Source organism: Nitrospirillum goiasense, from assembly GCF_034427435.1.
Lineage (GTDB): Bacteria > Pseudomonadota > Alphaproteobacteria > Azospirillales > Azospirillaceae > Nitrospirillum.
In genome coordinates this window covers 18,910-41,670 of record NZ_JAXQNP010000001.1, presented here as the reverse complement: position 1 = coordinate 41,670, position 22,761 = coordinate 18,910, and the positions used below count along the sequence as shown (strand labels likewise).

The window sequence follows — 22,761 nt, the reverse complement described above, 5'->3', positions numbered from 1 at the left end:
CAGCCATAGCCCGCCGCTCCGTCCCCTCCGCGGGACGGGCGCCGGCCCCTTGTCCTGAACGGCCATGTCGCCTGGATCATCCGGGCCGCCGCCGGCCGTTCCCCGAAGGATCGCCTTCTCATGGTTCGCCCCTCCCGGCGCGTGTCGCGCCGCCTGTTCACCGCCGCCGTCGCCCTGGGCGCCGGCCTGGCCGCTGGTCCGTCCCTGGCCGCGCTTGGCGCCGCCCCCGACGCCGATGACGCCGACATGGACTTGGCCGCCAACGCCATCGTCATCACCGCCGACCGACCCGCCATGGAGCGGTACGCCGCGCCGCAGACGGCGGTGGGCGTCACCGGCGCCGCGGTGATGGAAACGCAGAACGTCCTGGACAGCGAGGACGCGCTGAAATACCTGCCCAGCCTGTTCCTGCGCAAACGCAACAACGGCGACACCCAGGCCGTGCTGGCCACCCGCACCTGGGGGGTGAACTCCAGCGCGCGCACGCTGGTCTATGCCGACGACGTACTGATCTCCGCCCTGATCGCCAACAACAACACCATCGGCGCACCGCGCTGGGGCCTGGTGGCGCCGGAGGAGATCGAGCGGGTCGACGTGCTCTATGGCCCCTATTCCGCCGCCTACGCCGGCAATTCCATGGGCGGCGTGGTGCAGATCACCACCCGCACGCCCGACAAACTGGAGGCCGACGCCCGCCAGTCGGAAGCGGTGCAGAGCTTCGGCCTGTACGGCACGCACAAGGACCTGGTGACCTCGCAGACCAGCGCCCATGTCGGCGATCGCATGGGGCGCTTCACCTGGTCGCTGAGCGCCAACTACCAGGATAGCGACAGCCAGCCGCTGAGCTTCGTCACCAACGGCAAGGTGCCAGCGGGCACCAGCGGCACCTTCCTGGCGCTGAACAAGACGGGGGCCGTGGCCGACGTGGTGGGCGCCAGCGGCCTGCTGCACACCCAGATGACCAACGCCAAGCTGAAGCTGGGGTATGACCTGTCGCCGGTCTGGCGCCTGAACTACACGCTGGGGTACTGGCAGAACGACGCGACCTCGGATGTGCAGACCTATCTGCGCGACAGCGCCGGGGCCGCCACCTTCGCCGGCCTGTCCGGCTTCGCCAGCGGCAAGTACAGCCTGTGGCAAAGCCACCTGGCGCAGAGCGTCACCCTGCGCAGCGACAGCAAGGGCCCCTGGGATGCGGAGGTCACGGCCAGCCATTACGAGATGCTGGACGACATCCAGCGCACCCCCACCGGCGTGACCGCCAGCGGCACCGGCTTCAGCACCGCCGGCCGCATCGCCCGCATGGATGGCACCAACTGGAGCAACGTGGACGCCAAGGCCTTGTGGCGCACCACGCCGTCCAACACGGTCAGCGCCGGCCTGCACGCCGACCAGTATGAGCTGGTCAACCCCACCTACAGCACCGCCACCTGGCAGGGCGGCAGCGACCAGGGACAGAGCCTGTACAGCAGCGGCCGGGGCAAGACCCAGACCCTGGCCCTGTGGGCGCAGGACGAATGGACCTTCCTGCCCGACTGGACCGCGACCCTGGGCGGCCGGCTGGAACGCTGGCAGGCCTTCGACGGCTATAATTACAGCGGCGGCAAGGGGGTGGAGCAGCCGGACACGGAGACGGGCGCCTTCTCGCCCAAGGCCACCCTGACCTGGACGCCCGCCGCCGAATGGCACGTCACCGCCTCCTTCGGCGAGGCCTACCGCTTCCCCACGGTCAGCGAGCTTTATCAACTGGTGCAGACGGGCACGACCTACACGGCACCCAACGCCAACCTGAAGCCGGAGCGGGTGTTGAGCGGCGAGCTGGCGGTGGAGCGCACGTTCACCGATGGCCCCCTGGCGGGCGGGCGGGTGCGCCTGTCGCTGTTCCAGGAGAACACGCACGACGCCCTGATCGCGCAAACGGCCTTCCTGACGGGCGCCACGCCGGTCAGCTACACCGTCAACGTGGATGAGGTGCGCAACCGCGGTGTGGAGCTGGCGGCCAGCCAGCAGGACGTGCTGGTCAAGGGGCTGGAGCTGTCGGGCAGCGTCACCTATGTCGACAGCACCATCCTGTCCGATCCCAACTTCGCCAGCAGCGCCGGCACCACAGCCACGGGCAAGCATGTGCCCTATGTCCCCGACTGGCGCGTCACGCTGGCCGCGACATACCGGCCGGATGAGCAATGGGCCTTCACCATCGCCGGCCGCTACAGTGGAAAGCAGTATTCGACGCTGGACAATACCGACAGCGTCGCCAAGGTATTCGGCGCCTTTGACAGCTTCCTGGTCGCCGATGTCCACATCAACTACAAGGTGCTGGACAATTTGACGCTGGACCTGGGCGTCGACAATCTCAATGATGAGAAGTACTTCCTCTATCATCCCTTCCCAGGGCGGACTTTCTTCGGCGGCCTGAAAGTGTCGCTCTGATACGCGCCGCCGTAATGCCGGTCACGTCACCCGTTTCCCCATCACTTCAAGGATACGTCCCATGACCTCCCGCACCGTCGCGGCCGCCGCCGCCTTCGTCATCGCCCTGGCCCTGGCCGGCACCGCCGCCGCCCATGCCCACCTGAAGCGCTCCGTCCCCACCGCCAGCGGCACCACCGCCGCGCCGACGCAGGTGGAGGCCTGGTTCACCGAGGATCTGGAACCCAAGTTCAGCACCATCACCGTCACCGGGCCCGGTCCGAACGGGGCCAAGGTGGACAAGGGCGACACCCACACCGATCCGGCCGACGCCAAGCACCTGATCGTCAGCATCGACGGCGCCGCCCCCGGCACCTACACCGTGAACTGGGCCGTCACCTCGGTCGACACCCACAAGTCCCAGGGCAGCTTCACGTTTGAGGTTCAGAAGTAAGGCGCCTAAACAGTTCCCATGAGCACGTTGGAAACCGGCCTGGCCATCGCCCGGGCGCTACACATCGCCCTGGCCCTGGCCGCCTGGGGCCTGCCCGCCTTCGCCCTGCTGGTGGTGGGCAAAGCCCCGCCAGGCCCTGCCCGCGACGGGCTGACCGTCACCTTGCGCCGCTGGACGGGGCGGGCGACGGCGGCGGCCTTGGCAGCGGGCCTGGCCTGGTTCGTGGCGCAGGCCGCGGTGTTCGTGGGGAACGCCGACCCCGCCGCCGTGATGGGCGCCCTCGCCCCCACGGCGGCCACCCGTTATGGCCACGTCATGCTGCTGCGGCTGGCGCTGCTGGTCGCGGCGCTGGCCGTGGGTCGCCGGGCGTCCACCCGGACGCTGGCGACCCTGCTGGGCCTGTCGCTGGCCCTGCATGCCGGTGTCGGCCATGTCGCCGTCACCCTGGACACCGCCAGCCTGCCCGGCCTGTTGGCGGAGGTGCTGCACCTGTTGGCCGCCGGCGCCTGGCTGGGTGGCATGGCGGGCCTGCTGATGGCCCTGTCAAGCCGGAGCTTGGCGGCCGACCTGGCCGTGCGCTTCTCGCCCTTGGGCGTCACCTGCGTCACCTTGCTGGCGGCCACCGCCCTGCTGAACGGCGTGACGCTGATCGGCAACCTGGCCGGCCTGATCGGCACCACCTACGGCCACATCGCCATCGCCAAGGCCGGACTGTTCGCCCTGATGCTGGGTTGCGCCGCGCTCAACCGCTGGCGCATCGCCCCGGGCCTGGCGCGGGGCACGGTGTCGCTGGCGGCGCTGCGGGCCTGCGTGCTGGTGGAATTGGCCTTGGGCACCGCCGTGGTCGCGCTGGCCGCCTGGCTGGCCAGCGTCGTGCCGGGCGTGCATGACCAGCCGCTGTGGCCCTTCGCCCGCAAGCTGAGCGGCGAGATCCTGTCCGATCCCGATTACGGCGGCATGGCCTGGAAGGCTATCGCCCTGACCGGCCTGGGCCTGTTGGCCCTGGTGTTGACCCTCCTGCCACCCTGGCCCAGAGCCTGGCGCCGACCCGCCCTGGCCCTGCGCCTGCCGGCCTTGGTCGCAGCCGGGGCGGCCTTCTGGTTCGGCGTCCCCGACCTGGACCTGCTGACGGTGGAGGCCTTCCCCACCAGCTACTGGTCCTCCCCCACCGGGTTCACCGCCGCCTCGGTGGCGCAGGGGGCCGCCTTGTTCCCCGGCCATTGCGCCCGCTGCCACGGCACGGGGGGCGCCGGTGATGGGCCCGACGCGGCCAAGCTGAGCGTCCCGCCGGCCGACCTGACCGCGCACCACCTGCTGGACCATAGCGAGGGCGACATCTTCTGGTGGCTGACCCACGGCATGCCCGACCCCGACGGCAAGCCGGTCATGCCGGCCTTCGCCGACCAACTGTCGGAGGACGAGCGCTGGGCCTTGATCGACTACATCCACACCCTGAACAGCGGCACCACGGTGGCGGAGGCCAAGGGGGTGTGGACCTGGGGCATGCCCCCCCCGGAACTGGACCTGAGCTGCCCAGCCGGTGGCGCCCTGGCCCGGGCCGGTAGCCTGGCCGATCTGGCCGGCCACCCCCTGCTGCTGGCCATCGGTTATGCCGAGGTCTCCCCTCAAGCCCTGGCGGCGGTGCAGGCGACACCGGTGGTGCCGGTCATCGTCAGCACCGATCCCGACCGGGCCCCGCCCGCGACCGCCTGCGGCAGCACCAGCCCGGAGGCGGCCGTGGCCTATCGCACCATCGGCGGCGCGCCGGAGGGGCCGCTGCTGGTCCTGGTGGACAGCCGGGGCGCCCTGCGCACGGTGTGGCAAGGCCCCTTCCCAACGACACCGGCCGCCATCGCCCTGCTGACGGCCAAGGCGGAGGAAGCCGAGCGCCACCCCTTCGCCACCGGCGGCGGCGGGCATCACCATCACTGAGATGTTAATGGCGAGGGGACGCAAGCGTCCTCTCGTCTGCCGGACGCACAGGTCTTTAACCCCAACATCGTATTCCCGGCGATATACCCAGTCCAGAATTGGACTGTTACCCTTGCCCGGCAAGAGACAGCGCCCTATCCAGATCCGTCATTTCGTGAACCACGACAGCGGACTTGGGCGATCATGACGACTTCCACTCGTTATCATTCCGTTAAGGCGCGCAGTCGCCGTGCAATACTGACGCTCGCCTTGCCGTTATTGGCGGCCATGCCAGCACTGGCCGCCGGAGACGTTCCTGGATCGAAGGACCATCCGCTGGTCTCGCGTTTCGCCGGCGCCACTATCACTGCCTATGAGCACAAGGATTTCGACGAAGTCTTCCTGCCCGACCGGCCGGTGAAGGATGCGGACAAGGCCGAGGGCCTGCACCTGGAGGGCAAGATCACGTGGGTCTGGTACACCATCGGCGCCGGCAAATCGGCGCTGGAGGTGGAGCGCAACTATCAGGACGCGCTGCAGAAAGCCGGCTTCCAGACGCTGTTCCGTTGCGCCAAGGACGAATGCGGCGATGACTTCCAAAGCCTGGTCATCAACTCCGGCAAGGTGCTGCCCCGGGGTAAGGGCGACGCCGCCTTCGGTGGGTCCCACCGGACCATCCTGGCAAAAGCTGCCTCGGCCGCGGGGTGACGCCTACGTCTTCCTGCACATCATGGAGGACGGGTCCAACCAACGCACCCTGGTGAACGAGGAGGTGGTGGAGGTCCAGCCCATGCAGACCGGCCAGGTGCAGGTCATGGACAGCGCCACCATGAAGAACAGCCTGGCCGCCAGCGGCAAGGTGGCGCTGTACGGCCTATACTTCGACACGGACAAGGCGGAGGTGAAGCCGGAATCCAAGGCCCAGTTGGATGAGATGGCCAAGCTGCTGACCGCCAACCCGGCGCTCAAGGTCTACATCGTGGGCCACACCGACAGCCAGGGGCAGTTCGCCCACAACCTGGACCTGTCGCAAAAGCGGGCGGACGCCGTGGTACAAGCCTTGACCGGCACCTACCACGTCGCGCCCGGCCGCATGACGGCCAAGGGCGTCGCCTCCCTGGCCCCCGTCACCGCCAACGACAGCGACGACGGGCGGGCGCAGAACCGGCGGGTGGAGCTGGTGCAGCAGTAAGGGCGCACCAGCCCAAAGGCTCAGGCGGCACCGGTGTCAGCCTTCAGGCCCAGCGGGCCGCCCACCACCGCCAGCGCCGCGACGGCACAGATTTCGTCATTGTCGGAGGTGTCGCCGGACACGCCAACCGAGCCGACGATGCGGTTGCCGGCATCGCGGATCAGCACCCCGCCCGGCACCGGCACCATCTTGCCGTCGGCCAGCTCGATAGCGGCGGTGAAGAAGGCCGGCATCTTGGCGGCCCGCTGCGCCAGCTCCCGCCCGCCGAATCCCATGCCCAGCACCCCCCAGGCCTTACCCGTGGCGATCTGCGGCCGCAGCAGGCTGGACCCGTCGTCGCGCGCCAGCGCCACCACATGGCCGCCAGCGTCCAGCACGGCGGCGGTCAGCGGCGCGAAGCCCCGCGCCTTGCCCTCGGCCAGGATGGCCTCAACCAGTTTCAGCGCCACGGCGCAGCTGAGCACGGTCATCGCGTTCTCCCTCAAGGCGACTTATTGAGCCGCACTGTGCCACAGGCCCAGCTCGGCGGCACGGTCGCGGGTGTAGACGTCCGTCCATTTCAGGCTGCTGAGATGGGTGACCTTGTAGGGGTCATAGCGCCGCGCCTCCACGGCGACCGGTACGCCACCGATATGGACGGCGGTGATGGCGCCCGGCCGCTGGAGTACGGCGACATCGGCCAGCGGATCGCCGTCCACGACGATGAAGTCCGCCCGCCGGCCAAGATCGATGGCGCCCAGGGTGTGACCCCGCGGCATGGCGCGGGCGGAGACGCTGGTGGCGGCGCGCAGGGCCTGGGCGGGCGTGAACCCCAGCCAGTCCACCAGAATCTCGATCTCGCGCGCATGCCATTCGCCGTAGGGGGTGACGGCGAAGCCGCTGTCGCTGCCGGTCATGAAGGGCACGCCGGCCTGGCGCATGCGGGTCAGGGTACGCGTCGCCACCTCGATGATGCGGCGCTGCGCGCCCTGGTAGCCGGAGCCGGCGGTGGGTTCATGCGGCTGCCCGAACTCCACGTTGTTGCGCAGGAAGGTCAGGGTGGGGCTGACATGGCTGCCCGACGTCAGCATGGCCTCGATACACTCATCATCGGCGAAGAAGGCATGGTTGATGACGTCCACCCCGGCCCGGGCGGCGTATAGCACCGCTTCTTTCCCATAGGCGTGGGTCACCACCTTTTTGCCCAGGCGGTGGGCCTCCGCCACCATGGCGCCGATCTCGTCCTGCGTGAAGGCGGCGATGTGGGTGCCATCCTCGCGGAAATGGGTGCCGTCCATGGCGATCTTGATGACGTCCACCCCGGCCTTGGCCTGGCGGCGCACCTCCTCGATCTGGGCGTCGCGCGTGGTGCACAGGCGGCCCGTCACATAGTCGGGCGTGCCGACATGCTCGGGAAACCAGTCATTCAGGCTGTGGCGATTGGCGATGACGCAGCTGCTGGCGGCGATGCGGGGGCCGGTGAACAGGCCGGCATTGATGGCGTCGCGGACGGAAATGCTGCAGTTGCCGGCGTCCCCGGGCACGACGATGGAGGTGTAGCCCGCCGCCAGCACCCGTTGCGCGAAGAACAGGCCGCGCAGGGCCCGGAACTCCGGCGTGCCCCAGAAATCGATATCCTCTTCGCTGCGGGCATTGCCGAAGACGATATGGGTGTGGGCATCGACCAGGCCGGGCATGACGAAACGGTCGCCGGCATCGATCACCGTGTCGGCGGCGCCCGGCGCGGGGGCGTCCACGGTGGGGCCGACATGGGTGAACAGGCCATCCTCGATCACCAGGGTCTGGTCGGCACGGGCGCCATCCTCCAACCCGGTGAACAGGCGGCGACAGCGGACGAAGGTGCGCGGCATGGCTTGGTCTCCCCTCCCTGGGTTCTTGTTGAGGGAACGCTAGGCGGCCAGGCGGGACGTTGGGAAATGGATATTTCCGCTGCGAATTTATCGTCCCCGCGCATAGCCGCCGCCGTCTGACCCATCGGTTTCATCCATACATGCGCATGGAAAGGAACGGTTTTTATCAAGGGCGACCGCCCCTTTAAGGTTCGGCGTGGATCGCCCCGGAGGAGAGGGCGCCCCAACTCGGGAGATGAACGCCTCATGAATATCATCGGACCGGACGCCTTGGTGTTCGGTGTCGACGATGTCGACGCCTGCAGCCAATACCTGACGGACTATGGCCTGACGCCCGCCGGCGACGGCCGGTTTGAGGCGCTGGACGGCACCTGCGTCATCATTCGCGCCGCCGACGATCCCCGCCTGCCCCCGGCCATCGGCCCCGCCCCGTCCATCCGCGAGATCGTCTACGGCGTGGGCGACGCGGAGACGCTGGAGGCCATCGCCGCCGAGCTGTCCAAGGATCGCGAAGTGCGCCGGGGCGAGGGCGGCAGCGTGCACGCCGACGACGATTCCGGGTTCCACCTCAGTTTCGCCCTGACCATCCGCCGGCCGTTCACCGCCCCGGCCGACCTGACCAACGCCCCCGGCCATCCCCCACAGCGCGGGCCCAACCAGGTGGGCATCGACATCGACATGAAGGCGGAGCCGCGCACCCTATCGCATGTGGTGCTGTTCGTGCCCAACATGGAGCAGGCCGAGGCTTTCTACGTCAACCGCCTGGGTTTCCGCGTGACGGACAAGTTCACCGGCGTGGGCCCCTTCCTGCGCCCGGCGGGGACGGAGGACCATCACACCCTGTTCCTGATCCAGACGCCGCCCTTCATGAAGGGGGTGGAGCATTTCACCTTCCACATGGGCAGCGGGACGGAGGTGCTGCTGGCCGGCACCCGGTTCGAGGCCAAGGGCTACACCACCTTCTGGGGTCCGGGCCGCCACTTCTTCGGATCGAACTGGTTCTGGTACTTCAACAGCCCCTTGGGCTGCCACGTGGAGTACGACGCCGACATGGACCTGCACGACGACAGCTGGGAAGCGCGCCACCGTCCCGCGGGCGCGGACACCTCGCAGCTGTTCCTGTTCACGGCCCGGGAAAAGTGGTTCCCCAGCGGCCCACCCCCCAAGGGCGGCGCGCACTGAGGTGACCGCCGACACCAAAAACCCCGGGGGCGCCTCCGCCCCCCGGGGCAAGGTTGTGCTGTGTCCGGTGGACGCGCTGCCGCCCGCCGGGCAGGCGCGGGGCTTCGACCCGGCCGGGGTCGGCCGCGACACCGTTTTCGCCCTGCGCCGGGGCGATCAGGTGCTGGTCTACCACAACCACTGCCCGCACCAGGGCGTGCCCCTGGAATACCGCAAGGACCGTTTCCTGTCCGGCGACGGCCAGCGCATCCTGTGCTACGCCCACGGCGCCCATTTCGATGCCGACACCGGCCTGTGCATCGAGGGTCCCTGCCGGGGTGAGTCCCTGCTGGCGCTGCCCGCATTCGTGGACGAGGGCTGGCTGACCCTGGCGGTGCCGCCGGACAGCCCCCTGCTGCGCTGACCCTTTGGGGGCATCGTCACGCCCCTGTCATAGAACATTCAGCCGAAGGCGAAATGTCGCATCCCCAACCCTAAGTCGCGTCCCGTAGGCTTTCTGGAAAGAAAAGACGGGCATGGGGAAAATCACCACGAAGCGACCCAGAAACGTATCGCAACGATAATCTGGGAGACTTCATATGGGATTTTGCGGCAATGCGCGGGCCACCGCGCATGAATGGCGTCGTCTGCGCGCCTTTACCGCCCTGACGCTTCTGGCATCGACCTCCTTGGTATCCACCGCCTGGGCCGCGACGGCGCCTGCGGACAATACGGACCTCACCGACATCGTCGTCACGGGCACCCGCCGCATCGACCGGTCGGTGGCCGACAGTCCCTCGCCCGTCGACGTCTTCACGCCGGAAGACCTGGAGCGGCAGGCGGGCAGCGACACGCAGGACCTGATCCGCACCCTGGTCCCCTCCTTCAACGTCGGCCATTTCTCCAGTGATGACGGCTCGGGCATCGTGCGGCCGCCAACGCTGCGCGGCCTTCCGCCCGACGAGACCCTGGTGCTGATCAACGGCAAGCGCTTCCACCGCTCGGCCCTGGTGCAGATCGCCGGTGACGCCCAGACCTCGGGCTCGCAGGGCGCCGACCTGAACCAGATCCCCGCCATCGCCATCAAGCAGTTGGAAGTGCTGCGCGACGGCGCCTCCGCCCAATACGGGTCCGACGCCATCGCCGGCGTCATGAACTTCACCCTGAAGGATGCCGACCACGGCGGCAGCGTCATCGTGCAATGGGGCCAGGATTATGCCGGTGACGGCGCCACCGGCCATATCCAGGTGAATTCCGGCCTGCCCCTGGGCGACAAGGGCTTCGTCAACATCAGCGCCGAATACCAGAAGAACGACCCCACCGACCGCGGGGTGGAGCGCACGGACGTCACCGCCCTGAAAGCGTCGGGTTACGATCCCGGCCCCAAGGGCTACCCCACACCCAACCAGCGCTGGGGTGATAACGCGGTGGAGGCGGAACGCCTGTTCATCAACAGCGGCATCGACCTGACCGACAATTCCAAGATCTATCTGTTCGGCAACTTCGGCCACAGCAACGAGAAGGAAAGCTTCTACTACCGCGACCCGGTCAGCAGTTGGCTGGGCACGACCTTCCCCTTGACCAGCGGTGGCAATTTCTCCTGGGCCAGCGTTTATCCCGGCGGCTACCATCCCTGGTTCTACGGCGACATCCTGGATAGCAGCATCACCGGCGGCTACAAGACCACCCTCAAGTCCGGCCTGATCATCGACGCCAGCGCCAGCTATGGCCGGGATGAGGTGCGGTACAACATGGTCAACACCGTCAACCCCTCGCTGGGCCCCAGCAGCCCCACGCAGTTCTACGTGGGCACCCAGACGCAGGAGGAAACGGACCTCAACCTGGACCTGACCTACCCGGTCCATATCGATTGGCTGGCCAGCCCGCTGACCCTGGCCGGTGGCGCCGAATACCGGCGTGAGACCTACACCATCACTCCGGGCGACGCCGCCTCCTACACCTCCGGCGCCTACGCGGCCTATGTGCCGGTGGGGTCCAACGGCATGCCGGGCTTCACGCCCACCGATGCCGGCCAGTTCCCCCGCAGCAACTACGCCTTCTACGCCGACGCCGAAGCGGACGTGATCAAGGACCTGAGCCTGGGCTTCGCCCTGCGCTATGAGGATTTCAGCGACTTCGGCAGCACCACCAACTGGAAGGTCACCGGCCGTTACCAGTTGACCGACTGGGTCGCCGTGCGCTCCTCCGTCAACACCGGCTTCCGCGCGCCCACACCGGGCCAGGAAAACGTCTCGAAGGTCACCACCATCTTCCAGGACGGCAACCCGGTGCAGCAGGGCACCTACCCGGTGGGTAGCGCCATCGCCCGCTATTACGGTTCGCAGCCGCTGAAGCCCGAGACGTCGTTCAACATCGCCGGCGGCCTGGTCTTCGACCTGCCCTACAAGGTCAACCTGACGGTCGACTACTACAACATCAAGGTCGAGGACCGCATCGGCATCACCAGCACCTATTCGGTGACGGCGGCCGACATCCTGGCCCAGCCGGCCTTGGCGGCGGTCGGCGTGGGCGGCCAGGTGAACTATTTCGCCAACGGCTTCGACACCCGCACCCAGGGCGTCGACATCGTCGCCAACAAGACCTTCGACCTGGACACGGCGGGCGAGTTGCACGCCACCGCGGCCATGAACATCAACCACACGGTCGTCACCAAGTACAACCCCACGGTCATCGGCCTGGGCCAGGTGCAGGACCTGCAGAACGAAAGCCCGCATTACCGCGCCACGCTGACCGGCGTGTGGGACATCGGCAAGTTCAGCATCCTGGGCCGCGCCAGCTATTTCGGCGCGTGGGAGGACAACGTCAGCATCTGCGGCACCACCTGCCTGGGCCAGAACTTCAACCCCGCCTGGATCTTCGACGCCGAGGTTTCCTATAAGGTGCTGGAGGATCTGACCGCCAGCGTCGGCGGCCAGAACGTGGGCGACAAGTACCCCGCCAAGATCCGGCCGGAGTTCGGCACCTATGGCGTGGGCCAGCAATATTCCTTCAGCAGCCCCTACGGCTACGACGGCGGCTATTATTATGTGCGCCTGAAGTACGACTTCTAAGCCTGCGGCGCCGTTGGCGCCACAGGCCCCCTTCCTCGGGTTGGCCCCCTGGAAGGTTCCTGGGGGCCGCCGGACTTCCCGCCGGCGGCCCTTTTTTTTATGGATGGCCTGGAACGGCGGCGGCATCATTGGGAATTGAGCGGAGCCGCCTTCCGGAGTAACCATGCGCCTACCCCTCTGGCTGGTCGCCGTCTGCCTTCTGGCACCCTGGGCCGCAACCGCGCAAGCCATACCGCCGGCCAGTCCAGGCCCCACCCTCGCGGTGGCCAACGCCTGGGTGGAGGAAGCGTCGACAGACTGCGGCGAGGGACTCGTCTGCCTAGGCGCCCGGTCCTCCCTGCTCAATTCCGCCATGGCCGTGTTCATGGATCTCCCCTGCGCCGTCGGGGGAAACTGCGGCCCGGCGGAAACCGCCCTGCGCGACAAGGCCACGGCTGTTTACGCGGCCGTCAAGACGCGGGCGCGCGACGCGAAAATGCCCCTTACCGCCGGCGCCCTGACGGACAGCGGTATGGACGCCGCCGGCTTCAGCGCCACCCTGGATACCTGGATCTCCGCAGCACAGGGCGACTGCGGCCTGGGGCAGCGGCTGTGCGTCCTGGGACAGCTGTGGCTTCTAACCCAAGCGGATCAAGCGGCCCGCAGCGGCCCACCCTGCGATGGGAGGACCGACTGCAAGGCGGCCCGCCTCACCCTCATGCGCCAAACCGACCAGCGGCTGGACGCACCAAAACGGCGCATCCTGGCCCTGATGCCTTGGCCGCTCAGCACCACCTGGGGACCCGCCGCCAGCAACGGCGCCTGGCAGCTGGTGCAACACGCCGACGCCGACCCCGCCTACCAACAGCGGGAATTGGGGATATTGCTGAGCCAGGCGACCCTGCCGCCCGACGAACGCCGCCACGCCGCCTATCTCATCGACCGGCTGGCCACCGCGTCCCAGCGGGAACAGGTCTATGGCACCCAAGGCCAGTGCGACGGGAAACGATGGGTCCCGCTGCCGACCCGGGACCCCCGCCATCTGGACGACCGCCGGCACGCCGTGGGGATGGAGTCGATGGCTGCCTATCGTGAAGAAGTCGCCCGGATTTGCCAGTGATGCGAACAGGCAGCGGAGCTGACCATCGAGGTCGATCAGTGATATTAATAAAGTAGAAACCAAATAAGGCCGAGGCAGCATCATTGAAATAGAAGTTGATTATAAAATACGAGCAGGGCGCGAACATATCCATTGGTATGTGATTAGAGCAATTAACCATTCCCAATTGATCTGGATCACCTGAGCAGAAGACTACATATGTATCTTGTCCTGGATAAGTGCCGACTTAACGGGCCACCACCATCCAGGGAACCGCCATGCGTTTTAAATCCTTACAGACCAAAATCAGTTTGCTTTCCGCGCTGTGCGTCTTGGGCGCGACGGGTGCCCTGGTCGGTTATGGGCTGATCGCATCCAGCAACACCAAGGCCTTCGTTGGCGAGCAAGTCGGACAACTGTCCGACAGCAAGACGCGAGAAAGCCTGCAGACCCTGGCCTCCACCCAGGCCGGCATCGTCCGGTCCACCCTGGACGGGGCGTTCGACAGCGCCCGCGACATGGCCCGCACATTCGAGGTGCTGGCCGACGCCCAGGACAAGGTCAGCACGGCGTCGGCACTGCGCCGGGCGCAGTTCAACGCCGTGCTGCTGAACGTGCTGAAAGCCAACCCCCGGTTCAACGGAACCTACAGCGCCTGGGAACCCGACGCCCTGGACGGCCAGGACGCCGCCTTCAAGGACAAGCATGAGGTGGGCTCCGACGCCACCGGCCGCTTCCTGCCCTATTGGACGCGCGACGCCTCGGGCCACATCGCCATCCAGCCGCTGGTGGAATATGACAGCCATGCGCTGCACCCCAACGGCGTCATGAAGGGCGGATGGTATATCGGGCCGCAGGGCGGCGGCGGCGAAAGCATCCTGGACCCCCTGCCCTATATCGTGCAGGGCAAGAGCGTCTATCTGGCCACCATGTCCGTGCCGATCACGATCGACGGCAAGTTCCGCGGCGTCGCTGGCGCTGACTTCGACCTGGCGTTCGTGCAGCAATTGGCCGAACAGGTGAAGGCCTCGGTCTTCGGCGGCAAGGCGTCGATCACCATCATCAGCCACAAGGGCCTGATCGTCGCGTCCAGCGAACATCCCGACGCCATCGGCAGCTCCTTCGAGCGCTTCGACCACAATTGGCAGGCCGATCTGGCGGTGATCCAGGCCGGCAAGCAGCAGGTGACGGCGGACACGGCGTCCGATTCCATTAAGGCGTTCGCCCCCATCACCCTGGGGCGGACCAAGACGCCCTGGTCCGTGCTGGTGGACGTGCCCCGGTCCGTGGCGATGGCGGAGGCGACGGCCCTGGACGGCGCGCTGCGGCAGCGCGGCAACCGCGACACGGCGCTGCAACTGGTCGTGGCCCTGGCCATCGCGGCGGGCGCGGTCGGTGGCATGTGGTTCGTGGCCCGCGGCATCGCCCGCCCCATCCGTGCCAGCGCCCACTTCGCCGAGGATGTGGCCGCCGGCCGGGCGGACAAGGACCTGGTGGTCGATCAGCTGGACGAAACCGGTACCCTGGCGCAGGCCCTGAACAAGATGGCGGCCGACCTGCGGCGTGCCGAGCAAGAACGCCGCGCCATGCAGGCCGCTGCCGAGGCGGAACGGCGGGAAACCCTGGGCCGCATGGCGAGCGAGCTGGAGGCCAGCGTGAAGGCGGTGGTGGCCACCCTGAGCGGTGCGGCCGACCAGATGGGCGGTGCCGCGACCAGCATGACGGCCACGGCGGACCAGACCAACAGCCAGGCCAATCTGGTGGCCGAAGGCTCGCAGGAGGCCAGCACCAACGTGCAGACGGTCGCCGCCGCGACGGAAGAGCTGTCGGTCTCGATCAAGGAGATCGCCAGCCAGGTGGCCAAGTCCACGACCATCGCCACGGATGCGGTGCGCACGGCGGATGCCGCCAACGTCCAGATCATGGGCCTGACCACGGCGGCCGAGAAGATCGGCAACGTGGTGGAGCTGATCTCCTCCATCGCCGGGCAGACCAACCTGCTGGCGCTGAACGCCACCATCGAGGCGGCACGGGCGGGTGACGCCGGCAAGGGCTTCGCCGTCGTGGCGTCGGAGGTCAAAAGCCTGGCCAACCAGACGGCCAAGGCGACTGACGAGATCGCCCAGCAAATCGCCAACATGCAGCAGGTGGCGCGGGAGTCCGCGACAACCATCCAGGGCGTGGGCCGCGTGATCGAGCAAATGCGTGGCATCACCACGGGTATCGCCTCGGCGGTGGAGGAACAGAACGCCGCCACCGCCGAGATCGCCCGCAACGTGCAGCAGGCGGCCAGCGGCACGCAGGAGGTCACCGTCACCATCCAGGGCGTCACCCAGGCCGCGGCCGACACGCGGGAGGCGGCCAGCCAGGTCATGAAAGTCTCGGGCGAGATCTCCCACGAAACCGGACGCTTGGGTCAGGCCGTCGATGGCTTCCTGGCCAAGATCCGCGCGGCGTGACGAGAGGGCGGCGTGTCCGGCTTTGAGGCCCGCCGAAAACGGGCCCGAGGCCGGACCGCCCATTCCTGCCCACAGCGCCATTTGCCTGAAGCGGCAGCGGCGTCAGTTCTTACGGCGCAGTTCCGCCTCCCGCCAAGCGCTGTCCACATGCGTGGATGCCTCGCGGCCACGGTAAAGCAATGACACCTCGTGGCGATGATAGATGCTGTCCTGTTGCCGGACTGCCGACAGCCAATTGAACGATCCTTCGACAATCCATTGATCATCGACCGCCAATGTTTTGTTGTGTGCGCCAGTCAACGCCCAAAGTTCCACGCCAGCGGCCCCGAGCATCTCAAGCGCCTTTGTGGCGCGGGGATGCAATTTCTGGCCGGCACCACTATTCAGATCCGCATCATAAGCGACAACAATCTTGGGCCCGCCCCGACGCGACGCCAGCAAAGGCGCAAGTCCATCCGCCTCAATCGCGGCATGCGATAAATAGGGGGAAATAACGAGAAGCCGCTCACGAACCTCGGTAATAGCCTGGCGCAGCGTGGAGCAATGGGTGGCAAGATCACTCAAACGCTCCAGGTCTGACAATGGACGTACAGCGATTCCACCCACAGGGTCGATATCGGCGATCTCATTCTCGGGCGCGGAGAATAAGTGGCGCGCCAAGAGCCCTGACGGTAGTGACGGCTGATTTGGCTTGAACAGTCGCAAATCGCCGAAAACCAGGAAGCTCTGACGTGCGCGGGACACAGCGACATTGAGCATGCTGACCCCGCGGTCGAAGAACAACCCCCCAGTCGTCCCGTCGTCGGCCCCATAGACAGGAGAGAATAGAACAATATCTCTTTCCGCCCCCTGAAGCGCATGCACCGTGCCCACCGTAATATCGTCTCCCTCCAGGCCGGCAGCGCTCAGCGCCCGGTTCAGGACGGAAATCTGCGCCTTGAAGGGGGTGACAATGGCGACGATGGCGCCCAGGACAGTCACTCCATGCTGGTCCAGCAGTTGCTTGCGGCGACGCTTCAGCCAATTGGCGATAACCATCGCCTCATCGGCATTGGTCCGACTGAGACCAGAGCGCGAAGGACGGCCACGAACATGTGCATAGCCGAGGGGCGGCAAGGGATAGGGTGCGTCTTCACGCATGGGCCGAAGCCGGCCGCGATATGCCAACTCGTTGCAATAGGCGATCACAGGCTTCCGGCAACGCCAATGCTCATCCAGGAACAGACCCTGGTGTGGCTTCGCCGTGAAGGTTGTGGCGGATTGGGCCATCGCCATCATCGATCCCTCTGACACCAGCATGCCGGCGCCGCGCAACGCATCACCGTCCAATTGGAACAGCGCGAGGTTTCCACCGTCGATGTCTCCATTGACGCCCCAGACCGGTTCCAATTGCAAGGTGTCGCCCACCACCAAAGCCTTGCGCGCGAACGCGAAAAGGCAAGCGCCGACTTGGGGGGAACCTGGCCCGCTTCGTCAACGATCAGCAGGTCGATGAAACTAAACAACCGGCGGGTGTCACCGTTGTAATAGTCCAAAAGCCGGGGCGCGGTGAACGCGGTGGAGACGAGGCAAGGGGTTAACTTGGCGAACCGGCGCCACCGGCGTTCGCACACATCCCGGCTTCGGCCCGTGAAAGTCTTGTCATTGCACTCCAGCGCTTGGCCCACCTCGATGAGCCAGCGGCCTTCCCAATAGCGGCCAGCCAAGTGAAATAGCTCGGGCCGAACCTGCGTATCCAGCGCAGCATTGATGGCCGAGGCACTGGCAAGCGCTTTTTCTGGTGGCAGGGTCGGCAGCAGATCGGCAACTGCGGCGACCCAGCCGTCCCACGCCGAGAGCGCCGCCGCGTTGGCGGCCATAGCCGCTGTAGCCAGCCGGATCCGCTCTGCCAGCCAACGGCGCAAAGATGTGACGTCCAGGACGGTATCCCAATCCCAGGCGGGATCCGCCAGGCCATGGACCGCGAGGTATCCATAAGCCCGCATCCACAGCCGGCGCTTGACCGGCGGCAACCATGACAGCAACGATTCGATCAGCGACCCCTCGGCCAGGTGCACCGCCTGACCGCCATGCTGGCGTAGTTCGTCCATTAGGCGACGAAGTGTCATCGCCTCCCGCCGCAACGCCTCGATGGCCTCCAACGTCATCGCCCCATGGGCGTCCACCACCGCCTGGGCTGCCGCGCGTCGAGGTTCCAAGGCCTTGACCGCCTCGACTTTCGCGGTAAGGGCGGCGCGCAACGTCGCCACCGCCTCCGCCATGTTCGCAGGTGGTTTGCCGGCCCACTGCGTAAACTGCGCGCACCAATAGGGTTCGGCCCGATTAATATAGTCCTGGGTTTCCATCGCTCCTGGCAAACCTGCCCACGGCTGGCCATTCTGCAGGCACCAAGCTGCTGCCAACCCCGGGCGCAACCCGTTTTTGACCTCACGCTGCGAGGGCAGGTAAAGCCCATATTGCGTTATGTCCGGCAGCCAGCGGCGGACAAGGTTTGACCCCGATAGCGCATGCCCGTCCGGCAAGGTGGCCCGCTCAAAGCAATCCAATATATTGGTGATGGCCTTATTGTTGGTCGAGCTTGCCAAGATCACCGGTGGCTCACCCCCGTCAACCAGCGCGCTTTCCACCCAGATCGACGCCACAACGCTCTGTATGAAAGTCGTTTTTCCGGTTCCCGGTGGACCATTCAATGCCAGGACGTCACCGTCAGCAAGGGCAAGAAAGGCGCCCAAGGCCTGCCGCTGGCTAGGATTTAGCGGAAAGGCGCCCCCCATTTCACCGAGGTGGCGGGCGGCGCGGACTGTCTCGACATCCGGGCAATTGGTAATCTCACGCGGCGGCGGGGGTGCCGCCAGACGCGCAAGCAGAGGCGGTGCAACTTCCTGGGTGTCTATCAGCACCTCATACACAGTGCGGATCGCGCTGGTCGTATCCACGGGCGGCTTGCCTAAGGCGACGAAGGCGGTCTGCTGATCAACATAGCGATCCGGAACCCACGCCCCTGGCCGACCACCGAATAGGCTGTCGCACATGGCCATGGCATAGCCCCAGACAGCAGCCCAGTCACTGCCACTCTCGGGAGGGCGATTATTGTCGAGGTGGCTGTCCAGCGCCTCCACCGTGGTAAAGGTGGGGACAGTAGAAGCCAATGGCATCATCACGGCCCGGTCCACCAACGGCTGGTCATTCGTCGGCTGCAGCAGACCCTCCCGGTTCACGCGGCCATACAGCCAGAGGGGCACGCGGTAGCGCTTGAGAGTGCTGTAGCTGTCGGAATGGTCTTTTTCGGGTTCCAGCACCTGCGGCGCAATTACCACGGCCACAGTTTGCAGTTCTTTCTTTTCCTTATCCGAAAGCCCCGTCTCCGCCTTGTGCCAGATTTCCGTCAGCGCGTTACCGTCGATTCGACCCTGGGCCAGCGCTTCGCGGGAGCAGGCCAGCAGGTCAAGCGACTGCGGATCGATAAGCCGCAGACCATCCAGCAGCGCCGCGCGCCAATAGCGGAGAAGAGCAGGAAGCTGAAACGCCATGGCCAAACCGTTCAGAGAGTCGAAATCGTGCTGCCCCTGATAGCCTTTGCCCCGTCGAGCGCACAAGCAGATATGCCCTCAATACGGGTGTAGTCACACCATCAGGCAACCCGAAAGGCGGCAAATCATAGGTGCGGATTGTGACACCGCATCATCACCCAAACCGTTAGCGTTCCATCGCATCGTTCGATTTCCCAAATAGCCGCCCCGGCGTCAGGGTGCTTGCCGTGCGTATCGCTGACGCCTGTGGCGGCGGCGGACGGCGGGAGGAAAATCGAGAAGAGGGGCCGAATGGTGCCCCGACCGGGTGCCGCGGCACCCATACCGCCCCCCGTGGTCCAGCCGGACACCCCAGGCCCAGCGTCCCTTTCGCGACCAGAGGCCAGGACCCATGTTCGAATACTTCCTCAAGAATTACGTCTGGAACCTGTCGGTGGACATCGCCATCGAGTCCGGCGCCCAGATCGGCGAGATCGACGAGATGTGCCGGCCGCTGCGCGACGCCGCCGCGCGGGGCGAGGATGCGGGCACGGGCGAGTTCCTGAAGCACTGGGTGGCCATGGCCGACAAGCTGGTGGACCTGGCCGCCGAGGATGAGGCCCGGGGCCGCAACTTCTCCGCCGGGACCAAGCTGCAGCGCGCGTCCCTTTATTACACCACGGCGGAGCGCATGCAGGGCCACGGACATCCCGGCCGCGGCGCCACCTATGCCAAGGCGCAGGACAGTTTCCGCCGCGCCATGGCGCTGGGCAAGGAGAACGCGGAGCGTATCGAGATCCCCTACCAGGGGGGCGTCATCGCCGGCCTCTACACCCGCGCCCCGGGCCCCGGCCCCAAGCCGGTGGTCGTTTATGTCAACGGCCTGGATAGCTGCAAGGAGCTGCTGTACTGGTCCCGCCTGCCGCAGGCGCTGCTGCGCCGGGGCATTTCCACCCTGTGCATCGACCAGCCGGGCAGCGGCGAGGCCCTGCGCCTGCACAACCTGCCCGCCACCCATAAGTCGGAGGAGTGGGCGTCCAAGGTGGTGGACTGGCTGGAAACACAGGACGACGTCGATACCAAGCGCATCGGCATCACCGGCATCTCCCTGGGCGGCTATTACACCCCCCGCGCCGTGGCGTTCGAGCCGCGCTTCGCCCTGGGCGTCGTCTGGGGCGCCAACCACAACTGGGCCGAGGTGCAGCACAAGCGCCTGGCGCGCGAGGGTGAGAACCCCGTGCCCCACTACTGGGCCCATGTCAGTTGGGTGTTCGGCGCCAAGGACATGGACGACTTCTTCGCCAAGGCGGAAGGCATGACCCTCAATGGCGTGGTGGAGCGTATCAAGGTGCCCTTCCTGGTCACCCACGGCCAGAACGACCGCCAGATCAGCCTGGACTACGCCCACCAGACCTATGACCAGCTGGTCAACAGCCCCAAGCGGGAGCTGAAGATCTTCACCCCGCGGGAAGGCGGCATCGAGCATGTGGGCGTGGACAACATGTCCTACGGCCGCGACTACATCGCCGACTGGATCGCCGAGACGTTCGGCGAGCAGGTGGGCTGAGGGCATCGTCGATGAAACTCGCCACCCTGCCCAACGGAACGCGTGACGGCCGCTTGGCTATCGTGTCCCGTGACCTGCGCCGCGCGGCTTTCGCCGACGGTATCGCCGCCACCCTGCAGGACGCCATCGAGCGCTGGGACGAGGTCGCCCCGGCGCTGCAGGCCCTGTACGACGCCGTCAATATCGGCCGCGACACCTTCCCCTTCGATGCCAGCCAGGCCCTGGCCCCCCTGCCCCGCGCCTGGCAATGGCTGGACGGCTCCGCCTATCTCAGCCATGGCGAGCTGATGTCCAAGGTGTTCAAGATCGACAACGTCCAGGGGGCGGAGCCCCTGATGTACCAGGGCATTTCCGACCGTTTCCTGGCCGCGACCGAGGATGTGGCCCTGCCGTCGGAGGCGGACGGCATCGACTTCGAGGGGGAATTCGGCGTCATCACCGGCCCCGTGCCGCTGGGCGTGACGGCGGAGCAGGCGTTGGCCCATGTGCGCCTTGTGGTGCAGATCAACGACTGGTCGCTGCGCGTGCTGGCCCCCCGTGAGATGAAGACCGGCTTCGGCTGGGTGCAGGCCAAGCCGCCCTGCAGCGTGGCCCCGGTGGCGGTGACACCCGACGAGTTGGGCGACGCCTGGCGGGACGGCCGCGTGCACCGGCCGCTGGACGTGTGGTTCAACGGCGCGCGCTTCGGTGCCGCCGACGGGGGAGCCATGGCCTTCGGCTTCCATGAGCTGATCGCCCATGCCGCCCGCACGCGGGATCTGTGCGCCGGCACCATCATCGGCTCCGGCACCGTGTCCAACGACAGCTATCGCACTGTCGGATCCAGTTGCATCGCGGAACGGCGGGGCATCGAGATCCTGGACGAGGGGCAGGCCAAGACCCCTTTCATGCGTTATGGCGACACGGTGCGCATGGAGGTGAAACTGGCCGACGGCGGCAGCGTCTTCGGCGCCATTCACCAGCAAGTGGTGCCCGTGGCCCGCTGATCAGGGCAGGCCTTCGCCCTGGCGAGGGTTGCGCGGATGCGTCCAGGGCCAGCGGTAGGCGTCCTGCGGCTGGGCCGGGACGGGCGCATCCTCACGCACCAGGGGGCGGTAGCCATCGCCGCCCTTGTGCCCCAGGGCCGCCAGGGCGGCGGCTGTGCTGGCGCTGGGCGCGAAGGCCTGGTCGGCCAGCGCATCCACCACCGGGTAGACGGCCAGGCGCTGCAACAGTGGCGAGTTTCCCTGCACCGGCGTGCGGTGATCGGCCGTCAGCGGGCAAGCGCCGCCCTGGGGCAGGTTGACCGTGCCCGAATTGGCCTGGAAGAAATAGCGGCCGACGGCGGCCGGAGTATGGGTGTAAAGGTCGACCGCCATGCGCTGGTCATTCACGGTATCGCGGTCGTAAACCTGCCAGGCGCGCATGACGGGGCCGGGCAGGTCAGCCAGGGCGGCGTCACTGGTGGCATAGCTGTACCAGGGCGCCAGCATCAGGATGAAGCCCCCCCGGCCACCCCAGCCCCGGTCCAGGAAGGCGTGGGTGGCCAGAAACGGCACGGCGCCAGCGCCGAAGGAATGGCCGATGATGCCCACGCGGGTGAGGTCCATGGCCGCCCCGTCCGCCGCCACCGCCGCGACGAAGCCATCCCACACCGCGCCATAGCGCTGGTCCTGCGTGGCGCCCAGGGTGGGATAAGGAGCGAACACCACCACCGCGCCCCGGCTGACCAGATGGCGGATCAACCCCTCATACAAGGTCCAGCGATCCGCGCCGAAACCATGGGCGAATAGGATGACCGGGCTGGAACCGGGGGCGTGGGCCGGCAGGAAGACCTGCACCTCCCGTCCAGTGCCGGCCTCCGCCACCGTATGCTGGTCGAGGGCGTAGGGCCCATCAATCCCGGCCGGCAGGCCCGTCGGTAGTACCGTGCCGTCGCAGGGCCCAGGCGCCACCGCCTTGTTGTCCCCGCGCAGCGCCTTCATTCCCTGGCGCGCGGCGAAGAAGCAACCGGCACAGAGGGGCAGCAAGGCCGCCAGCACCATCCCTTGCGCCACCCGCCGCGCGATCACCCGCCATAACGCCATGTCACTCTTCCAACCCCGGTTGCCCCCGGTGATA

The 22,761-nt window shown here is 66.9% G+C and carries 17 protein-coding genes; 12 read left to right on the top strand and 5 right to left on the bottom strand.

Annotated elements, in window-relative coordinates; all coding sequences use genetic code 11:
* Positions 1–120 precede the first annotated feature (120 nt).
* The 5 genes from ULB03_RS00185 to ULB03_RS00165 all read left to right on the top strand — a co-directional run bounded on the left by ULB03_RS00185 (position 121) and on the right by ULB03_RS00165 (position 5,966).
* Complete coding sequence (locus ULB03_RS00185; RefSeq protein WP_322481312.1) at positions 121–2,430, top strand: TonB-dependent receptor; 2,310 nt, start codon at positions 121–123, stop codon at positions 2,428–2,430.
* Between the two features lie 61 nt (positions 2,431–2,491).
* Complete coding sequence (gene copC / locus ULB03_RS00180) at positions 2,492–2,863, top strand: copper homeostasis periplasmic binding protein CopC (RefSeq protein ID WP_322481311.1); 372 nt, start codon at positions 2,492–2,494, stop codon at positions 2,861–2,863.
* 18 nt (positions 2,864–2,881) lie between these two features.
* Positions 2,882–4,795 carry a CopD family protein gene (locus ULB03_RS00175; RefSeq protein ID WP_322481310.1) on the top strand — a complete coding sequence of 638 codons (1,914 nt, stop codon included), beginning with the start codon at positions 2,882–2,884 and terminating at the stop codon, positions 4,793–4,795.
* A gap of 183 nt (positions 4,796–4,978) precedes the next feature.
* Positions 4,979–5,482, top strand: a complete 504-nt coding sequence (locus tag ULB03_RS00170; protein ID WP_322481309.1) for a DUF4892 domain-containing protein — start codon at positions 4,979–4,981, stop codon at positions 5,480–5,482.
* The gene (locus ULB03_RS00165) at positions 5,433–5,966 is read left to right on the top strand and encodes an OmpA family protein (RefSeq protein WP_322481308.1); all 534 of its coding nucleotides are present in this window, start codon (positions 5,433–5,435) and stop codon (positions 5,964–5,966) included. The genes ULB03_RS00170 and ULB03_RS00165 overlap by 50 nt, the downstream gene beginning before the upstream one ends.
* Before the next feature lie 20 nt (positions 5,967–5,986).
* Here the strand turns inward: ULB03_RS00165 and ULB03_RS00160 are convergent, their stop codons facing one another.
* Complete coding sequence (locus tag ULB03_RS00160; protein WP_322481307.1) at positions 5,987–6,436, bottom strand: GlcG/HbpS family heme-binding protein; 450 nt, start codon at positions 6,434–6,436, stop codon at positions 5,987–5,989.
* 21 nt (positions 6,437–6,457) lie between these two features.
* Entirely contained in the window at positions 6,458–7,816 is a 1,359-nt protein-coding gene (locus ULB03_RS00155; RefSeq protein WP_322481306.1) for a metal-dependent hydrolase family protein, read from the bottom strand.
* A 246-nt stretch (positions 7,817–8,062) separates the two neighbouring features.
* Here ULB03_RS00155 and ULB03_RS00150 point away from each other — a divergent pair, with 246 nt between their 5' ends.
* The 5 genes from ULB03_RS00150 (at position 8,063) to ULB03_RS00130 (ending at position 15,585) form a co-directional block, all read left to right on the top strand.
* Positions 8,063–8,998, top strand: a complete 936-nt coding sequence (locus ULB03_RS00150) for a VOC family protein (protein ID WP_322481305.1) — start codon at positions 8,063–8,065, stop codon at positions 8,996–8,998.
* 1 nt (position 8,999) lies between these two features.
* On the top strand, positions 9,000–9,401 hold the full coding sequence (locus ULB03_RS00145; protein WP_322481304.1) for a Rieske (2Fe-2S) protein: 402 nt from the start codon (positions 9,000–9,002) through the stop codon (positions 9,399–9,401).
* Between the two features lie 175 nt (positions 9,402–9,576).
* The gene (locus ULB03_RS00140; protein WP_322481303.1) at positions 9,577–12,048 is read left to right on the top strand and encodes a TonB-dependent receptor plug domain-containing protein; all 2,472 of its coding nucleotides are present in this window, start codon (positions 9,577–9,579) and stop codon (positions 12,046–12,048) included.
* A 163-nt stretch (positions 12,049–12,211) separates the two neighbouring features.
* Positions 12,212–13,147 carry a DUF6624 domain-containing protein gene (locus ULB03_RS00135; protein ID WP_322481302.1) on the top strand — a complete coding sequence of 312 codons (936 nt, stop codon included), beginning with the start codon at positions 12,212–12,214 and terminating at the stop codon, positions 13,145–13,147.
* Positions 13,148–13,404: 257 nt separating this feature from the next.
* Positions 13,405–15,585 carry a methyl-accepting chemotaxis protein gene (locus ULB03_RS00130; protein WP_322481301.1) on the top strand — a complete coding sequence of 727 codons (2,181 nt, stop codon included), beginning with the start codon at positions 13,405–13,407 and terminating at the stop codon, positions 15,583–15,585.
* A gap of 102 nt (positions 15,586–15,687) precedes the next feature.
* On the opposite strand, the gene ULB03_RS00125 is transcribed toward ULB03_RS00130, so the two are convergent.
* Both ULB03_RS00125 and ULB03_RS00120 read right to left on the bottom strand, forming a co-directional pair.
* Entirely contained in the window at positions 15,688–16,854 is a 1,167-nt protein-coding gene (locus tag ULB03_RS00125; RefSeq protein WP_322481716.1) for an AAA domain-containing protein, read from the bottom strand.
* Between the two features lie 5 nt (positions 16,855–16,859).
* Positions 16,860–19,115, bottom strand: a complete 2,256-nt coding sequence (locus tag ULB03_RS00120) for an AAA domain-containing protein (RefSeq protein ID WP_322481300.1) — start codon at positions 19,113–19,115, stop codon at positions 16,860–16,862.
* 391 nt (positions 19,116–19,506) lie between these two features.
* On the opposite strand from ULB03_RS00120, the gene ULB03_RS00115 reads away from it, so the two are divergent.
* Positions 19,507–20,661, top strand: a complete 1,155-nt coding sequence (locus ULB03_RS00115) for an alpha/beta hydrolase family protein (protein ID WP_322481299.1) — start codon at positions 19,507–19,509, stop codon at positions 20,659–20,661.
* Between the two features lie 11 nt (positions 20,662–20,672).
* Complete coding sequence (locus ULB03_RS00110; protein ID WP_322481298.1) at positions 20,673–21,647, top strand: fumarylacetoacetate hydrolase family protein; 975 nt, start codon at positions 20,673–20,675, stop codon at positions 21,645–21,647.
* Here ULB03_RS00110 and ULB03_RS00105 read toward each other — a convergent pair whose 3' ends face one another.
* A complete protein-coding gene (locus ULB03_RS00105) occupies positions 21,648–22,727 on the bottom strand; it encodes an alpha/beta hydrolase (protein ID WP_322481297.1) in 1,080 nt (359 codons plus the stop codon).
* Positions 22,728–22,761: the final 34 nt, after the last annotated feature.

Bases quoted from the DNA above. Each gene is read 5' to 3' on its own strand.
- ULB03_RS00155 (WP_322481306.1), bottom strand. From the start codon at position 7,816: ATGCCGCGCACCTTCGTCCGCTGTCGCCGCCTGTTCACCGGGTTGGAG.
- copC (WP_322481311.1), top strand. From the start codon at position 2,492: ATGACCTCCCGCACCGTCGCGGCCGCCGCCGCCTTCGTCATCGCCCTG.
- ULB03_RS00170 (WP_322481309.1), top strand. From the start codon at position 4,979: ATGACGACTTCCACTCGTTATCATTCCGTTAAGGCGCGCAGTCGCCGT.
- ULB03_RS00120 (WP_322481300.1), bottom strand. From the start codon at position 19,115: ATGGCGTTTCAGCTTCCTGCTCTTCTCCGCTATTGGCGCGCGGCGCTG.
- ULB03_RS00185 (WP_322481312.1), top strand. From the start codon at position 121: ATGGTTCGCCCCTCCCGGCGCGTGTCGCGCCGCCTGTTCACCGCCGCC.
- ULB03_RS00110 (WP_322481298.1), top strand. From the start codon at position 20,673: ATGAAACTCGCCACCCTGCCCAACGGAACGCGTGACGGCCGCTTGGCT.
- ULB03_RS00125 (WP_322481716.1), bottom strand. From the start codon at position 16,854: ATGGCCCAATCCGCCACAACCTTCACGGCGAAGCCACACCAGGGTCTG.
- ULB03_RS00105 (WP_322481297.1), bottom strand. From the start codon at position 22,727: ATGGCGTTATGGCGGGTGATCGCGCGGCGGGTGGCGCAAGGGATGGTG.
- ULB03_RS00150 (WP_322481305.1), top strand. From the start codon at position 8,063: ATGAATATCATCGGACCGGACGCCTTGGTGTTCGGTGTCGACGATGTC.
- ULB03_RS00140 (WP_322481303.1), top strand. From the start codon at position 9,577: ATGGGATTTTGCGGCAATGCGCGGGCCACCGCGCATGAATGGCGTCGT.
- ULB03_RS00130 (WP_322481301.1), top strand. From the start codon at position 13,405: ATGCGTTTTAAATCCTTACAGACCAAAATCAGTTTGCTTTCCGCGCTG.
- ULB03_RS00175 (WP_322481310.1), top strand. From the start codon at position 2,882: ATGAGCACGTTGGAAACCGGCCTGGCCATCGCCCGGGCGCTACACATC.
- ULB03_RS00115 (WP_322481299.1), top strand. From the start codon at position 19,507: ATGTTCGAATACTTCCTCAAGAATTACGTCTGGAACCTGTCGGTGGAC.
- ULB03_RS00135 (WP_322481302.1), top strand. From the start codon at position 12,212: ATGCGCCTACCCCTCTGGCTGGTCGCCGTCTGCCTTCTGGCACCCTGG.
- ULB03_RS00160 (WP_322481307.1), bottom strand. From the start codon at position 6,436: ATGACCGTGCTCAGCTGCGCCGTGGCGCTGAAACTGGTTGAGGCCATC.